Here is a 16,941-nt window from a genome sequence, read left to right as displayed (position 1 = left end):
GTTCAAATGCCAAAATGGGCCGGTGAAAAAAGTTCACTCGCTATAAAAAAACCGTTATCTGTCTTAGTGCTGTAATTTTTCAGGGAGTATTCTGCTGATTGCTTTTTTTATTATAGGCATAAGAGAAATGATAGGCCTCCTGGATCTGCTCCAATACCTCAGCCGCATTGCTGTTATGCTTTAAAAAAGTATGCAGCGTCTCACCAAGATATTGCTCAAAAGCGGTCCACCCATTATACCTTGGGCGAACGTATGCATAGGTTAATGTATCAATTGTATTGCTGAAAAAATTATCTGTCATCGCATTGGCTGCAGGATCTTTCCATGCGATGATATTGGCGGGTTGCCCCTGGGCATTTACATATACATCATTTTGAACTGGAGCACTGCACAGCCACGCTGCATATTTTGCGGCCTCTGCAGCAGCGCTTGTAGTGGCCGATACAGCAATGCCTGCACCACCCAACACCACGTCTTTAACATCCGGGGCATTGTGAAAGCGCAGCCGGTTTTTTCTGAAGCCATGTCTTGAATAATTGTTGTAACAAAATGCCAGCGGGGAGTAAGGAATATCATCTTCCGTTGCCATATGGTCATATAATTCAATTGGGGTCCAATCCAGACATTTTGGATGAAAATTATCTCTTAGTTTACGCATCCCTTCCAGCACCAGCATGCCAACTTCCTTTGTTACCAACAGCGTATTATTTTCCCGCGGGGCCGAGCCGAGGTGAACGGCAAGTGATAGGAAGGTATACATACAATCAGTGGCAGAAAGCGCCATGCCAATATTTAAATGCTGTTGTTTTAATATTTCGGCTAATTCAAAAACTTCATCCCAGTTGGAGGGAACCTGGTGGCCGTCAAGCAAATCGGGCCGGCTGGCAGCACATTGCATTGTGGCATCTAACGGCAATGCCCACTGCTTTTGCTGGTAATAGTAACTCAAAAAAACCGGGCCGGCAGATTGGTGTTCCAGTTCCTGCAGTTGTTCGTAAGGCAGCAATTCATCCAGGTTGAGCAGGCAGTTGGTTTCGCTGGCAACACCGGTCTGCGGATGCTGAATTATGAGTAAATCAGCCTTGGTAGCAAGGTCAGGTAGTGAGTGATCTTTAAAACTGGAAAGTGGTCTTTTTTCCCATTCCACCCGTATGCCGAATTGTTCTTCGTATAGTTTGGAGGCTGCTGCCAGTGGACCATAAATGCTTGATTGATCCCATGTAATTCCGTTTAATATTATCATGAATAGTATTGTTGATTTTGTTTGCCAGGTATATGTGGCCGCAAGATAGTTACTTCTTATTTTAGCAGCGTTGCGGATAAACTGGCAACATTTTTTTTGTCAAATTTTGTATCCTTTTTCCAGCATCAATCTGTGGCATCCTGATCGTTATTCATCGCTTATAATTGTTATAATATCTGGTTAAACTCCAGCCTTTCTCCGTCCGGCCCGGTGATGTTAAAATACTTACAACCATTTTTCCAGAAGGGCAAAAAAACAGGTGCAGCCTCCATTACATTGAAGCCGTCATTTCTTAATTCTGTGAATGCTTCGTCAATATCAGATACATCAAAAGCAATATGATCTATGTGACCGTTAGAGCGGCTTCTGATTTCTTCCAGCTCTTGTGGCGGCATCTGGTATAGCTCAACAATCATTGCTCCCTGTTGCATCATTGCCATAGTACCTTTGCCACTGTTGTGTTCAAAGCCGGAGGCCATTACATTTTCAAATCCTAATTTTTTATAAAAAGCTTCGGAAACGTCTAAATCGGTTACAGGTATACCGGTGTGCTGCAGGTGGTTTATTTTAAAATTCATGGCAATTGTTATTTGTTAATAGAAATAGTTATTAGACTGAGGCAAATTTAAGATTGGGTAAATGTAAATGTTTATTTTTTTGCTGATTGTTTAACACCTAACGGACTAATACAATGCTGCCTTTTCTTATTATCTTTTTTCCATTACCCCGCTTCATTTCAAGGTAATAAACATAAGTGCCTGGTGCTTGTGGCGTGCCCTGGAAATTCCCATCCCAGCCAATGTTTGGATTGGCAGTACTAAAAACTTTTTTACCCTGCCGGTTGAAAATGGCAAAGTAAGTAAGCGGGTAACTGTCCGGTGGGATGACGTGATAAACATCATTCAGGCCGTCTGCATTCGGAGAAAATGCACCCGGCAAAAAGATATCTTTATATACATGAACGGTGGTGGTTGAGCTGGCATCGCCACATCCGGTTGTTGCAGATGCAGAAAGGGTATAACTTGTTTCAACTAAGGGTGCCACACGGGGTTGAATCACCTGGTCAACAGCCACAGCACCAGTAGATGTCCATAGATAGTGTACATCTGTACCCTTCACTGATCCGTTCAGTAGAACAGTATCACCCGCCAGTATAAAGTGATCAGCACCCGCACTTACCACCGCCTTTTTAAGTATGTTGATATTTACCAATGCAGAATCTTTGCAGCCATACATGTTAGTCAATACAACTTGGTATTGGATAGAATCAGGGGGGGTGGAAAACGGGTTGCCAATGTTTGTATCAGACAGGTAAGCAGCTGGAGTCCAGGCAAAATTTCCTTCTCCACTTGCGGCAAGATGCACCGTTGTACCCTCGCAAATTGTATACACCGGATTGGTTGCAATGGCAGCCCCGGGATATACTGTCAGCAGAAAACTGTCCAGCGCTGTGCAACCTACATCATCGGAGGCCAGTAAGGTATACAATCCCTGATCTGAGTAATTAATATCTTTAATTACCGGCATTGGCTGGCTGCTTTGATATCCGTTGGGACCCTTCCATTCGTAGTGCTGAAAGCCGGAACGAGATCGAAGAACAAGTTCACTGTTTAAACAAGCTGGCAAAGGTTGCAAAGGCAACTGATCCGGGCCGGGATGAACATTGGTAACAATCATATCTGAATTAATGGTACAACTGGCAATGCCCAGGTTAATTTGCTGGGCCATCCAAAACCGGTAGGCAATAATGCCCTGGTTTCTTCGGGGGATGAGATAAGTCGGCGTATTGGCACCCGGAATGTCTAACCATGTCCTGCCACCATCAGTACTCTGCTGCCAGTGCATTGCAGGGTCTATAAAGCCAGTGGTATAATTTGCTTCCAAAAGCAATGGATCTTTATAACCACTACACAGATCAATTTGTTGAATTTGCTTTCCATCCAATGTAAGGGTAATACCTGGCCCGGCCGGTTTTAGACTCACATTGTCCATTACAAAGGCACAGCCGCAGCTTCCTGTTGCATTATTCTTAATACGCAACACGATGGGCATGGGTACGGGCGGCGTTGTATAACAAACGCCATATTCTGTCCAGTATCTTGCAACAGTAATTGGTAAATCTCCTGTGTTGTACGATTCCAGGATGGTGCCATCTGTCGCTTCTACGCTGAAGGTGATATTAGGCAAAGCCGGCGTACCCCCGCAGGCCGTCTCCCGCAGAACATTTGTTATAAAGGCAGCAAACTGGTAGGTAGTGTTGCCACACAAACCATCTACCTTTTGCACTAAAACTGTTCCCGAATGAGCGCCGCCGTTTACCAGCATATAATGTCCTTCAAAGTCGTGGGTATAATCCCCGACCAGTATAGTCCACGTATCGCCGAAACAACCCGGTAACTGATGCTCGATGGCATATTGCCCTTCAGAAGGACACCCATTTGTGTAGGTAAAAGAAGTTGCATCTGAAGCCAGCGGCTGGGAAGGGCCTGCACCAAATGTAATGTTGAGCACCGGCGCTCCCAGGTTACCATTCCAAAGTTGTGCCTGCACAGCGTTGGACCAACAAATAAACAGAATGAGACAACGGTATATTTTTAAACGGTAAATGATAGAAAACAGGCTTGTAAAAAACGGCATAAGCATGCAATTGAAATTTTCATCTCTTTATAAATATAAACAGAAACTAACTAATCACTTTTATTTTTAACAAGCCCAGCCAGTACAGTGTTTATTTAAATGGCTTAGTTTAATACCAGAAGGGATCACTGTTATCAACGTGGCTTATCGTACAATAGTTGCGTTACCCGGATTTTTTTCAATTCCGGGAAGTGCGTGTGCCATCTTTTGATTGAAAGCATAGTTAAACAGAACCAATACCGCCTTGTTCATTTGAACGCATTTTAAAGTAACTTGGCAATCAAACTGACATTATGAGAAATATCCTGGTGACTACTCTGCTGGCTTTAGTAAGCCTGTCTTCAACTGCACAGAACGCGGCCCTGAGAAAGGAGGCTGACAATGCCGCGGATAAAATAGAACAAAAGGTAATCGGCTGGCGGCGGGATATACATGAACATCCCGAACTGGGCAACCACGAAGTTCGCACAGCAGCGCTCATTGCAAAACACCTGGAGTCTTTAGGTATTGAAGTTAAAACCGCGGTCGGGGTTACCGGCGTGGTAGGAATTTTAAAAGGAGATAAACCCGGACCGGTAGTAGCTTTAAGGGCCGATATGGATGCGTTGCCTGTTACTGAAAGAACACCTGTTCCGTTTGCATCAAAAGTAAAAGTGCAATACAATGGCAAAGAAACCGGCGTAATGCACGCATGCGGACATGATACGCATGTTGCTATACTGATGGGTGTTGCCGAAGTATTGGCGGGGATGAAAAAAGAATTGAAAGGTACCGTGAAATTTATTTTTCAGCCAGCTGAAGAAGGTGCTGCACAGGGAGAAGATGCGGGTGCGGAACTGATGATAAAGGAAGGAGTGATGGAGAATCCTAAAGTGGATGTTGTATTTGGTTTGCATATTAATTCGCAGACAGAAGTGGGTAAAATAAAATACAAGCCCGGTGGAATTCTGGCCAGCGTAGATGATATGAAAATAATTGTAAAAGGGCGGTCTGCTCACGGGGCTTACCCCTGGTCGGCCATTGATCCTATTGTTGCTGCTGCACAAATCATTAATAATTTACAGGCCATCATAAGCCGCAATTTAAACATTACCGAAAATGCAGGCATAGTAACCATTGGCGCTATCAACGGCGGCAACAGGGGAAATATCATTCCTGAAAAAGTTGAAATGCTGGGTACCATCCGGGCTTTGAAACAAGAAGACAGGAAGATGCTGATTGCAAGAGTACGGGAAGTTGTTACCAAAACAGGGGAAAGTGCAGGCGTTACCGCAGAAGCCATTATTCCGTACGAATCCAGTTTTCCCGTAACTTTTAATGATCCTGCTTTAACGGAAAAAATGCTGCCTTCCTTACAGCAATCCGCGGGCAGGGAAAATGTTGTTTTAACAGTTGCGCAAACGGGTGCCGAAGATTTTTCTTTTTACCAGGAAAAAGTACCCGGCCTGTTTTTCTTTTTAGGCGGTATGCCAAAAGGCGGTAATCCATTAACCGCTCCATCACACCATACGCCTGATTTTTTTATTGATGACAGCGGGTTAAAATTGGGTGTGGAAACGCTGGCTAATCTTACACTTGATTATATGGAAATGGATAAGCTATCCGCGAAGAAAAAATAATTTCCGGCGACCGGAAATCCCTGGTTAATGTCCGGTTACAACTTACAGTGCGACATGCCCCCTGAATGCCAATACATTCACCGGCCCGCGATCTTTATTGTAGGCGGGATGCAGCACAAACTGGCAATCGAATGAAAGTGAAAATGCAGAAGATATCTGCGCCTGGTAATATATTTCTGTAATGCTTTCATGTCCGTAGTTCAGCTTTCCGTCGCCTATAATAAAACCATATAATCCGGCATTTAAAAACTGCTGGTGATCTTTGGAAATACCGTTGACTACTTGTGCGATGCCGATATTATCACCCGGTCTTTTCCATTGGGAGCCCTTTATGTTAACACCTGCACTGACACTTTCGTCTATCTCTGTAAAAGCCCAGGTAGCAGTTTTGCCATCATTGTAACTGGCTTTAAAAAATACTCCAAGGGAGGGATAAATTTCCTGTTCGGCGTTGATGCCAAGTCCATATTTTACACCGCCATATTTTTTCCATTCTTTAACACCACTGTACACATCCACACTGCTGCTGTCCCCATTTTTAACGTCGTGTAAAGTTGTGGCATAGGTGGGTGCCTGGGTTACATTCCGGAACATAAGTAATCTTACAACGCCTGGCTTTGTCGCTTGCCAGCCTTTTTCTATCTCGAGTGTTTCCGAATGTGCTTTTGTTATTTTGTAGTCCAGCTGCAAGCCGTTGGCTTTGCGGGGAACCAGTACAGATGCAATTCTTACAGCCCAGGTGGGATGAACCAATTCGGCAATCAGCCCCTGCGTGTAACCGCGGGTATCAGCGGGATAGTCCCAGGCCGCATTACTCATAAGAGACCAGTTTAAAAACTGTGTCCGCGGATCGTGACTGTATGTATTTTTATCAAAGAAATCAGCCAGACATATTTTACCTGCGGTGAATGTAATCCGGTTAGCCGCAACTGTTTCCGCTACCTGGTTCGCTCCGTCTTCGAGTTTTTTATCTGCATTTTTTTTCAAAGAAATATGTTGCGTCAGGTACAACCTTGCAATATATAATTTGGGGTCTGCACTTCCAATTCTGAAAGTTTCGCCATTGGTAAATCCCGCAATACCTTTGGCTGAGCTGAGGCCGGACCCGCCGGCAATTTCCGGATTAACATATATGCCTGCATTTTTCCACAGTTTTCTGCCAATAAAAAGGGTAGTAGTAACCGACAGTTTTTGACGTTCAGCTTCGTTAACCAGGCTATTGTTACCCGAATATTTTGCTGTAAAAGCAGGGTGAGATTGGTTAATGGCCGTTAGCTGAAAATGAAATGACCAGTTTTTATTACTGTCTAAAAGTGATTGTGCAAAAGCAGGGATCGTGCATATTTGCACTAGTAGTAGTATTGAAAGTTGCTTCATTCGAAGTTTGCGTTTAATTCGCGGGTACCGGATTCTATATTTTAAATACAATCAATCCTCCTCAACAAAGCGTTTTTATAGGATGATTTTTTATGTTGCTTTACATTGATTTTTCCAGTTCACCCTTGCTTCTTGCTTCGGCTAATTTTTTTAATTGTTTTGACATACGCATGTTGTTGTCTTTGTTTTCACAATAATCAAGCAACGTGATCATGGCGTTTAACCGGGCTACCTTTGTATCCCTGGCAGCTACTTTATTTTCAAGTGTATATTTTGCCAGGGCAGCCATATACTGGCCGATGAGGTCGTAATTTTCCTTGCCTATTTTGTCAGCAATATCTGTAAATGAAAACGAGTAATCTGGTGTTCCGTTCATCCATTTGCCAATGAAGCGCAGCGCATTTAAACGATCCTTACTGTCTTTTTTAAAAGGAACTGCCAAAAGGTAATTAGCAGTCTGCAAAACGAACGGTTCTGCAGGCTTATAATCCGTGGCCTTTTCCATTTTAACAAGGTCAAAATCAGTCAGCGTTTGTGCCTGCAAATGGTTAAATGATACAAAACAAAAAATAAATAAAACAAACTGTCTCATAATAATGTTTTACCAGCTGATGGATTTTTTTGAGACTGCAAAATACTGCATTAGCTAGTTTTAACGGCGTTATTTTTTTAGATAAATGGGATGTTGAAAAAAATGATCTTTTATTGAAACAAATTACGCTTACCGTAGGCTCCATGTTACATGCGTAGGATATGCTCGTTAAAATGTGTTGAGTTGCTTATCCTAAGATTTTTGATACAAAATCTGAATGCAGGCTGATTTTCATAAAGGCAGCTAATCCCAGAAAAATTCCCGTGCAGCTTACAGCAGAAGCAAAATAAAACAGCCATTTTTTTTGCGTAAGAGATGCAACGCCCAGCATGGCGATCGAGATGGTCAGCAGTGCATCAGTCATGTCGAACTGGTCATCAAAAAGATTAATGTTGTCATATTGTTTCTGGAATCCCTGAGCCTCAGCTTTAATAGCTTCTTTTTCTTTTTCGTAACGGGCAATGGTAGCTTCATAATTTTTTATCACCTCAGTATTTACCACAGGTGATTGCAATTTTAACACAGACAGTGTATTTTCAGCAATAGCCTGCTTGGTACTTTTTGCCTCAAAATAACTCCAGGAATTTAATGCATTTGCTTGCGCCTGCGACATTGCCTGCACAATATTGCCATCTTTTACATTGCACAACGCCATAAATGTGGCAGTTATTGCAACCATTACCGCTATCATGGAGTTAAGTTTATTTTTTGCGGCGTGTTCTACCTGTTCCTGAATAGCTTCGTCAATTTCGGCCATGGTAAATGATTGTTTTAAAAGCCTGCACTGGCATAGTTAATAATTCTGTTTCTTTTTTTTAGAAACACAGCATAAACAAATGTATTGGCAGATGAGTGAAACAGCCGTTGCCGGTTTGTTAATAACAAATTGATAACGGTCGTTTAGTTAGTTACAACTATCAAAAAGATATTGCACTAGCAGAGCCAATTACAAAATACAGCAGGAGGGCGTTAGCTGTTGCAGAATTTTTTTATATAAATCAATTGCCTGGTAAGGCTTTGCTATGTAATCATTCATACCTGCAAACAGGCATTTTTTCTGGTCGGAAATTAGGGCAGATGCCGTCATGGCAATGATTGGCAGCTTGCTTACCTCTTCCGGCATTTGGTACCTGATTATTTTGGTGGCTTCATAGCCATCCATTTCGGGCATTTGAATATCCATCAGAATGATATCTGCCCGGATGTCTTTCAGCAGCTCAATGGCCTCTTTGCCGTGGTTGGCCACTTCCACTGTGGCACCCTGGCTTTCCAATAATTTAACTGCTACTTTCTGGTTAACAAGATTGTCTTCTACCAGCAAAATATGAATGCCGGCCAGGGCATTCCGCAGGTTCGGTTCAGAAGTTTCCCCTCTGGCAGGATTGTCACCAGACTGCTGTTTGCCTTTTAAAAGGGTAAGGTAGAAAGAGAAAGTACTGCCTTCGTGCTGGTGGCTTCGCACAGTGATGGATCCACCTAGCAACTGTATTAATTGTTTGGTAATGGTAAGGCCAAGACCCGTGCCACCATACTTCCTGGTAGAATCTCCCGATACCTGCATAAAGCGTTCGAATATGGAATCTATTTTATCTGCCGCAATACCAATTCCTGTATCTGAAACAATAAATTCCAGGGCAACTGACTCATCAGATTGCTCCTGCAGGTTGATAATTACATTTACCTCACCCTTGTGTGTAAACTTAATTGCATTGCTTACCAGGTTTAGCAAAATCTGGTTTAAGCGATAAGGATCGCCTGATAATACAGGCGGTATATTTTCATCGATGGTGCAGTGTAGCAAAATTCCCTTCTCATCAGCCCTGTATTGATTCATTTTAATACAATTGGTGATGAGATCCGCAAAGAGATAATCTTTTTGGACCAGCGTTATTTTTCCTGCCACTATTTTAGTAAGATCAAGAATGTCATTGATGATGGCCATCAGGTTGCCGGTGGATTGCTGAATGTTTTCCACAAATTCTTTTTGATCTTCATTTAAATTGGTGGCAGAAAGCAACTGTGTCATTCCTATAACACCATTCATGGGAGTTCTAATTTCATGGCTCATGTTGGCAAGGAATTGTTCCTGGGTTTTGCGGGCTTCTTCTGCCTCAATTCTCGCCTGCTCAGTTTCCAGTTCTGCCTTTTTTCTTTCTGTAATATCCTGGATGGATCCAATCATCCGGACAGCTTTGTTTGCTTCATTTTTGATGATATAGCCCCTGCTGTTGATGTGGGCGTAGCTGCTATCGTTTTTCAAAAACCGGTAGTCGCATTCCCATGAATTTTCCCCCTTTTCGATTGTATCGTGCAGGCTCCGCACGATGTTTTTTCGTTCATCAGGGTGAAGTGCACGGGTCCAGAATTTATCAGGAATATTTGTAATGTCTGTATTTACCGGCAGGTAATTCTTCAACCCCTGGCCAATCCATTTTACTTTATTTGTATCAAGATTCCAGTCCCATATAATATCGTTGGTTGCCTTTGAAATAATATCGTACCGTTCATTGTTCTCTTTTAAAAGTTCAATATTTTTTTTTCTTTCAATGCTATACCAAACAGATTTTTGCAGGGATTGCACATCATATTCTCCTTTCAGGATAAAGTCCTGCGCACCGAGCGAAATGGCTTTTAAAGCCAGGGCTGTATCTGATAAGCCGGATAAAATAATTACGGGAATGGCAGGGCTTACTTTAACCAGTTTAAGATATGCATCGAGGCCGGAGCTGTCCGGTAAAAAAAAGTCGAGAAATATCAGCGAAAAAGATTTTTGTTGCAGGTGCATAATGCCCTCGGCGAGGGTTGAGGCCATGGTGATACCAGAGATAATCAGACTCGTATTTTCCAGGTGTGCCTCCAATAACACCTGGTCGCCGGGGTTATCTTCTATAATCAGAATTGAGATACTGTTTTCTACCGCTTCCATTTGGCTGTTTAATAGTTATTCTTCACTGAATTGTAGCAGTTGTTCCTCTAACGAACACTACTAATTTCTATTGCTTGCCTACAGCTGACGCATTCCTAAAAGCGGGCATAAGTGTAAAGTTGGGATGTTTGGCAACAATATTTTGTAAGAATGCAATTAGGCTGTTGTAGAAAAAATCTTAGAATACTGCTGCAATAGGACTGAACTTTTAATTCAAATGTGCCGAACCTTCATTTTTCTTAATCACTTCCTCTGGCCCAAAACAGAGATTTATTACGATTAAAGAAAATATGGAAATGACTAAATGGACGATTGCCGGATTTTTTGTTTAACTCCCTGATGTGCAACACACTTTTCAGCAGGTTTCGTCGTTATATTTTGAATAGTTAATTTTTATTAAGGGTTACCGATTTTTAAGGCAGTCTTACCTGGGTATTTAATTGAAAACAAGCTCATCAGGTAGGCGCCTCGAAAAGCGGTCCTTATAACTGATATCCAATTTCATGAAATTCCTCCTTCACTGCTTATTTTTATTGAGCTTTTCTGTGATGGCAAAAGCGCAATGCCCCGTTATTAATGCGGCCATGGTAAATGCGTGCGGAGCCAGCGAGGGAAAAAATGAGTTCGTATTATTTACCACTACAGTTCCGGCTTTTGCGGGAAATTATACATTTTACTATGGTACCAATAGTGTACCCTCTACAGGATTGCCGGTAAATATTTTATCCGGCGGAAATGCAATTGTGCCAACCGGTACGGGCAGCATTACTTCAGTTAATGGTTGTACAATTATAAACGTAACATCACCTGTTACTATCATCCCGGCCGGTAGTATGGTGTTGTTCATTCCTGCCGATTTTGACGTTAACTACGATGTAAGTTCCATTTGTGCCTCCGGCAATTTATACGTTGTTTATATCGATGGTGCTGCGGCTCCATCAACCTGGAATGCAGCCGGTGTATTGCCTGATATGCCTTTAGTTACGGCTTATCTTGAGGTAAGAAACAGTGCAGTTTCTTGTCCGGGAGCAATTGTAAGTTATGCTAATGGTTGGGCTGTAAATGCATCCGGTAATACAGTATGGTGGGATGCAGCCGGTGTACCCACTTATGGTAATAATGGCTGTGCAGTAATCGCTCCGCCCGTTGCCATCAATAATATTGCAGTTGCGCCAGTTTGTGAAGGTAGTAATACTACTACTGCCAGCTTTACAGCAACCGGAGGCCCGGATCAATATAATTTAACCTGGGATGCTGCAGCACAGGCCGCAGGATTTGTTGATGTTTTAAATGCTTCATTACCTGCTTCGCCTTTTACTATAGCCGTTCCTGTAAACGCGGCAGCCACAACCTATACCGCTAGTTTAACGGCTATAAATTCTGTTACCGGAGGAAGCAGTAATGCGCAAGCTATTACCTTAACAATTACCCCTGCCACCACCACGCCGTTGTTTAGCCCTGTTGCACCTTTTTGCAAAATGACAGTGGCTCCGTTGCTGCCTGCTATTTCAACTAACGGTATACCCGGTACCTGGAGTCCGGCAGTAATAAGCAATACTTTATCGGCTACTTACACCTTTACACCGGCTGCAGGCTATTGTGCAACGGCAGCTACATTACCATTAACTATATTGCCATTACCGGCAGCAACAATATCCGGCACTACCAGCATCTGTTCCGGAACCGGATCTAACATAACTTTTAATGGAACACCCAATGCCTCCGTTACCTACAATATAAACGGCGGGAGCAATCAGACAGCCACTTTAGATGCTTTGGGGACCGGTACTGTGGCGACTGGAAATTTATCTTCCACAACTACCTATAACTTGGTTAGTGCAGCTTCTGCAACCTGCTCCGCATCACAAAGCGGGTCAGCAATTGTAACAGTGCAGCCTTTACCTGTGGCGTCTGTATCCGGCACGGCCACCATTTGTTCGGGAACAGGTACCAACATAATTTTTAATGGAACACCTAATGCCACCGTTACTTACAATATAAACGGCGGCAGTAATCAAACGACTATCTTAAGTGCAGCAGGAACCAGTACGGTGGCTACGGGAAATTTAACTGTAACAACCAGTTATAACTTAGTTCGTGCAGCTTCTGCAACCTGTTCTGTATCACAGAGCGGATCAGTAATTGTAACTGTTCTACCAATGTTAACCGCATCCATCAATTCGGCAACAGCCTCGGTTTGCTCTGGAACAGGTACCAACATTTTATTTAATGGTACATCCAATGCGACCATTACATATACCATTAACGGGGGGGCAAATCAAACAGTGGTATTAGATGCAGCAGGAACCGCGGTGTTAGCCTCCGGCAATTTGTCGGCAGCAGCAACCTACACGTTGATCAGTATTTCCAGCACAGGTCCGCCTGCCTGCGTGCGGCCCTTAACTGGTTCGGTTACTATTTCCGTAAATGCATTGCCAACGGCAGGTGTAAGCGGAACAGCTACCATTTGCGAGGCCAGTAGTACATCTATTACCTTTACCGGAACACCTAATGCAATAATAACCTATAACATTAATGGTGGCGCAAATCAGACGGTTCAGGAAAATGCTGCCGGCAGTGCGGTAGTAAACACCGGACTACTGCTTTCAGCAGCAACTTATAGTCTGATCAGTGTGACCAGTACAGGTGCAAATACCTGCTCACAGCCGGTGAGTGGTTCAGCAATTATTTCATTAAGTCCTTTGCCAACGGCCGTCATAAGCGGCACAACTACCATTTGTTCAGGTACAGGCAGCAACGTTAATTTTAATGGTACACCCAATGCTACTGTTACTTATAAAGTAAACGGTGGCGCAAACCAGGTAGTGGTATTGAATGCTGGCGGCTCGGCAACCGTTGCTACCGGAAACATCACGGCTACGGCAAACTATCAGCTGGTAAGTGTCAGGTCAGCAACCAGTCCGGCTTGTACGGTTCCTTTAGCCACTTCGGCCATCATAACTGTAAATGCTTTACCTATCGTAAACATCAGCGGCAATATTTCAATCTGCAACGGTTTGTCCTCAAATATCAGCTTTAAGGGTACGCCCAATACAAATGCAACCTACACAACTGACGGTATTAACAACCAAACGGTACAACTGGATGCTACCGGTGCAGCCAGCATCAATACAGGGGCTTTATTTACTAACCAAACTTTTAGCCTTGTAAGTGTTGAATATGCATCAGTGCCCACCTGTACTCAAAGTGCAAGTGGTGCTGCCTCTGTAATAGTTTTCCCTGTAACGCCACCGCCGGCTGTAAATTCCCCGGTTATTTATTGCGAGAACGAAAAAGCGATACCATTGACTGCTACCGGAAGTAATTTATTATGGTATACAGTACCAGCCGGGGGACCAGGTGCTGCCGCAGCACCCGTACCAGCTACAACGCCGGCTGGCAGTACAGATTATTATGTAACCCAAACACTCAATGGTTGTGAAAGCCAACGTTCGGGTATTTCCGTTGTAATAAATCCAACGCCTGTGGCTCCCTCAGTGTCATTGGGTTCATTGTACCGTTGTGGTCCCGGCCCCACAACAATCAAGGCCACAGCCCCCGGAATGGTTAAATTTTATGGAGATTCTGCCCTTACAAATTATTTATATACGGGTATTGCCTATAATGCAGTAGTTTCTGCTACCACAACGTTTTACATCACCAGTACCGAAAACAATTGTATCAGTCCCATTGTCCCGGTAACGGTGTTGGTTTTTCCTATGGTCACTCAAATCACAGGGTTTAGCTATAGTCCGTCTACGGTATGCCAGGGCAGTCCCAGCCAGGTGCCGGTACCTGTGGCGGGTTTTACGCCAGGTGGTGTTTATTCAGCGCCTTCCGGTTTATCTATCCACAGCATAACGGGTGTGGTTAATCCTGCTGCCAGCGCCCCTGGTACCTACACTGTTAAATATGTTTTGGGTGCGGCGCTTTGCACACCTGCTTCAAGCAGTACAGCTACTATAACAATTACTAAAAACCCAACGCCTGTTACCTCGTTTTCGTATGCTTCTCCGGTGTGCAGCAGCGCATCCAATCCTTCACCTGTTCCGGGAGCCGGTTTTACACCAGGAGGCGTTTACAGTGCACCTGCCGGCGTAACCGTGAACGCAACTACCGGGGTAATCGATCTTACTTCAAGCATTGCAGGCACTTATATAATTACCTATAGGCTTGCAGCTACAGCTTGTACTAACTTGTCTGTGAGCACTGCCACTATTACCATTACCACACCCCCGTCACCCACGGTTGGTACAATGGCCAAGCGGTGCGGAAGTGGTACTGTTACACTGGATGCAAGTGGTACCGGCACTATTAAGTGGTATGCCGATGCAGCCCTTACAAAACTTTTATTTACCGGAGCATCCTATTCTACGGCTGTTACTGCTACAACTAATTTTTACCTTACCAACACTGTTTCTGGTTGTGTGAGTGCTACAACAATAGCTACTGCTACTGTAGTACCGGTGACTGCACAAGTAACGGCGTTTACCTATAACCCTGCTGTAGTATGTGCCGGAAACACGCTGGTAACGCCAGTTCCTGCACCAGCCTTTGCATCCGGCGGTGTGTATTCAGCGCCCGCAGGTATATCAATTGACAGTATTACAGGCGTAGTCAATCCTTCTTCCAGCATTCCCGCAACCTATTTGATTAAATATACTTTGCCAGCTTCGGCCTGTGCCTTAACCTCAAGTAGTAGCACCAGCATTACCATTAGTAAAACGGTACCGACAGTAACAACTTTTACCTATCCTACCCCGGTTTGCATTACCTCGCCTGATCCTTCTCCAGTTACGGCGACTGGCTTTACACAGGGAGGTGTATTCAGTTCTTCTGCGGGGCTGGCTATCAATGCAACAACAGGTATTATTGATATTGCCGCCAGCACGCCTGCAACCTATACAGTTACGTATGCGGTTGCACAAACGGCTTGTGGGGCAAGTGGTAGCAGTTCTACCGACATTACCATCACCAGTTCTTCCGCAGCCCCGGTCACAACTGACAACCAGCGTTGTGGCAGCGGTTTAGTAACTGTCAATGCAACAGGTAATGGCACCATCACGTGGTATGCTGATGCGGCACTTTCTACCCCATTGTTTACAGGCCCTTCTTACAGTCCCAATATTAGCACTACTACCAATTTTTATGTCACCAATACTGTGGGAAACTGCGTTAGCACAGCCAGCGTAGCAAAAGCTACTGTAAATGCAATTACCAACCAGGTAACAGCCTTTAGCTATAGTCCATCCATAGTGTGTGCCGCCATTGCACCTCCTGTTCCGGTACGTGCAGCAGGTTTTGCCACCGGGGGTATATTTTCCGCCGCCGCAGGTTTAGTGGTTGACAGCAGTACAGGTGTGATTGATATTGCGGCAAGCACCCCCGGTACATACACAGTAAAATATACATTACCAGCTGCCGTGTGTGCCTTTACAAACAGTAGTACTGCCACCATAACCGTAGTGGGCAACAATGCTCCGCTCACCTCATTTTCTTACGCCACTCCTGTATGTATCAATGGAAAAAATCCAACCCCGGTTATTCCGGCGGGCTTTACTACAGGAGGAGTGTTTTCTTCTCCCAGCGGCTTAACCGTTAATGAGGTAACCGGAGTAATAGACCTGACAAAAAGCAAAGGAGGGACTTACTCGGTAACATACACCGTATTGCCTACGCCCTGTACGCCAGGCAGCAGCAGTAAGGCAGATATCTTCATTAACAGTGCACCGCTGCCACCCGTAGCTACAGGTGGCCAGCGTTGTGGTAATGGGGTGGTAAATTTAAAAGCCATCGGCTCAGGAATCTTAAACTGGTATGATGCGGCGGATCTCATGAGTCCGGCAGCTTCCGGAGCAAACTATAATCCAAGTATCACTAGTACAACCACCTACTATGTTACAGCTTTTGACGGGAATTGTACCAGCGCAGTTACACCGGTATCTGCAATAAAATTTCCAGTGCCTGCGAAGCCTTCATTTGGTAAGTATTCCGGCATTTGTACGGGTGACAACCTGCTTATCAGTCCCGGTAGTTACGACCATTATCTTTGGCAGGACAATTCAACGGCCTCCGGCTTCATTGTAAAAGCGCCAGGTATTTATTCAGTAGTAGTAACGACGGCCGATGGGTGTTCAGATAGCGCATCCATTACAATTGAGCTTTCTCACAATTGCGATGACATTTTGTTCCCCACCGCCTTCAGCCCCAATAATGACGGCTTGAACGATCAGTTTGGTCCTTTGCCGTTGCGCAACCTGAGTTTGCTGAAAAATTATTCGCTGCGGATTTATAACAGGTATGGCCAGGTAGTTTTCAGCAGTACAAATCCATTCGACAAATGGGACGGATCCTTACGCGGTCAACCGGCGGATACCGGCAGCTATATGTGGCGGGCTGAATATATTTACAATAACGGAAGCACTCTAAAAAAGGAAGGTGCGATAACAATTGTACATTGACCCGGTCATTCGTCCGTTGCCGTTTGCAGTAAAGGAAGATTGCAAACAAATTATTCACTTCCATACTATTTGCTTGTTTAAAAATA

At 44.1% G+C, this 16,941-nt stretch carries 9 protein-coding genes; 2 read left to right on the top strand and 7 right to left on the bottom strand.

Annotated features, from left to right (window positions below; translation table 11 throughout):
• Positions 1-79: 79 nt before the first annotated feature.
• The 3 genes from JWR61_RS17455 to JWR61_RS17445 all read right to left on the bottom strand — a co-directional run bounded on the left by JWR61_RS17455 (position 80) and on the right by JWR61_RS17445 (position 3,880).
• Positions 80-1,243: an extracellular solute-binding protein gene (locus tag JWR61_RS17455; RefSeq protein WP_301929029.1), complete on the bottom strand. Its 1,164-nt coding sequence runs from the start codon at positions 1,241-1,243 to the stop codon at positions 80-82.
• 167 nt (positions 1,244-1,410) lie between these two features.
• The gene (locus JWR61_RS17450) at positions 1,411-1,821 is read right to left on the bottom strand and encodes a VOC family protein (protein ID WP_290338240.1); all 411 of its coding nucleotides are present in this window, start codon (positions 1,819-1,821) and stop codon (positions 1,411-1,413) included.
• Between the two features lie 97 nt (positions 1,822-1,918).
• The gene (locus JWR61_RS17445; RefSeq protein WP_301929028.1) at positions 1,919-3,880 is read right to left on the bottom strand and encodes a gliding motility-associated C-terminal domain-containing protein; all 1,962 of its coding nucleotides are present in this window, start codon (positions 3,878-3,880) and stop codon (positions 1,919-1,921) included.
• 293 nt (positions 3,881-4,173) lie between these two features.
• Here JWR61_RS17445 and JWR61_RS17440 point away from each other — a divergent pair, with 293 nt between their 5' ends.
• Positions 4,174-5,499, top strand: a complete 1,326-nt coding sequence (locus tag JWR61_RS17440; RefSeq protein ID WP_301929027.1) for an amidohydrolase — start codon at positions 4,174-4,176, stop codon at positions 5,497-5,499.
• A gap of 42 nt (positions 5,500-5,541) precedes the next feature.
• Here the strand turns inward: JWR61_RS17440 and JWR61_RS17435 are convergent, their stop codons facing one another.
• From JWR61_RS17435 to JWR61_RS17420, 4 genes are all read right to left on the bottom strand, one after another.
• Positions 5,542-6,876: a carbohydrate porin gene (locus JWR61_RS17435; protein WP_301929026.1), complete on the bottom strand. Its 1,335-nt coding sequence runs from the start codon at positions 6,874-6,876 to the stop codon at positions 5,542-5,544.
• Positions 6,877-6,976: 100 nt separating this feature from the next.
• On the bottom strand, positions 6,977-7,468 hold the full coding sequence (locus tag JWR61_RS17430; RefSeq protein ID WP_301929025.1) for a hypothetical protein: 492 nt from the start codon (positions 7,466-7,468) through the stop codon (positions 6,977-6,979).
• A 187-nt stretch (positions 7,469-7,655) separates the two neighbouring features.
• Positions 7,656-8,225 carry a DUF4337 domain-containing protein gene (locus tag JWR61_RS17425; RefSeq protein WP_301929024.1) on the bottom strand — a complete coding sequence of 190 codons (570 nt, stop codon included), beginning with the start codon at positions 8,223-8,225 and terminating at the stop codon, positions 7,656-7,658.
• 189 nt (positions 8,226-8,414) lie between these two features.
• The gene (locus JWR61_RS17420; protein ID WP_301929023.1) at positions 8,415-10,394 is read right to left on the bottom strand and encodes a response regulator; all 1,980 of its coding nucleotides are present in this window, start codon (positions 10,392-10,394) and stop codon (positions 8,415-8,417) included.
• A 503-nt stretch (positions 10,395-10,897) separates the two neighbouring features.
• Between JWR61_RS17420 and JWR61_RS17415 the strand changes: the two genes are divergently transcribed.
• Positions 10,898-16,855, top strand: a complete 5,958-nt coding sequence (locus JWR61_RS17415; RefSeq protein ID WP_301929022.1) for a gliding motility-associated C-terminal domain-containing protein — start codon at positions 10,898-10,900, stop codon at positions 16,853-16,855.
• Positions 16,856-16,941 lie beyond the last annotated feature (86 nt).

It is taken from the genome of Ferruginibacter sp. (genome assembly GCF_028288465.1).
GTDB lineage: Bacteria > Bacteroidota > Bacteroidia > Chitinophagales > Chitinophagaceae > Ferruginibacter.
This window is presented reverse-complemented; position numbering and strand designations above follow the sequence as displayed.

What these genes read in the sequence shown, in the direction of transcription:
- JWR61_RS17455 (WP_301929029.1), bottom strand. Translation starts at nt 1,243, where the DNA reads ATGATAATATTAAACGGAATTACATGGGATCAATCAAGCATTTATGGT.
- JWR61_RS17445 (WP_301929028.1), bottom strand. Translation starts at nt 3,880, where the DNA reads ATGCCGTTTTTTACAAGCCTGTTTTCTATCATTTACCGTTTAAAAATA.
- JWR61_RS17425 (WP_301929024.1), bottom strand. Translation starts at nt 8,225, where the DNA reads ATGGCCGAAATTGACGAAGCTATTCAGGAACAGGTAGAACACGCCGCA.
- JWR61_RS17415 (WP_301929022.1), top strand. Translation starts at nt 10,898, where the DNA reads ATGAAATTCCTCCTTCACTGCTTATTTTTATTGAGCTTTTCTGTGATG.
- JWR61_RS17435 (WP_301929026.1), bottom strand. Translation starts at nt 6,876, where the DNA reads ATGAAGCAACTTTCAATACTACTACTAGTGCAAATATGCACGATCCCT.
- JWR61_RS17440 (WP_301929027.1), top strand. Translation starts at nt 4,174, where the DNA reads ATGAGAAATATCCTGGTGACTACTCTGCTGGCTTTAGTAAGCCTGTCT.
- JWR61_RS17430 (WP_301929025.1), bottom strand. Translation starts at nt 7,468, where the DNA reads ATGAGACAGTTTGTTTTATTTATTTTTTGTTTTGTATCATTTAACCAT.
- JWR61_RS17450 (WP_290338240.1), bottom strand. Translation starts at nt 1,821, where the DNA reads ATGAATTTTAAAATAAACCACCTGCAGCACACCGGTATACCTGTAACC.
- JWR61_RS17420 (WP_301929023.1), bottom strand. Translation starts at nt 10,394, where the DNA reads ATGGAAGCGGTAGAAAACAGTATCTCAATTCTGATTATAGAAGATAAC.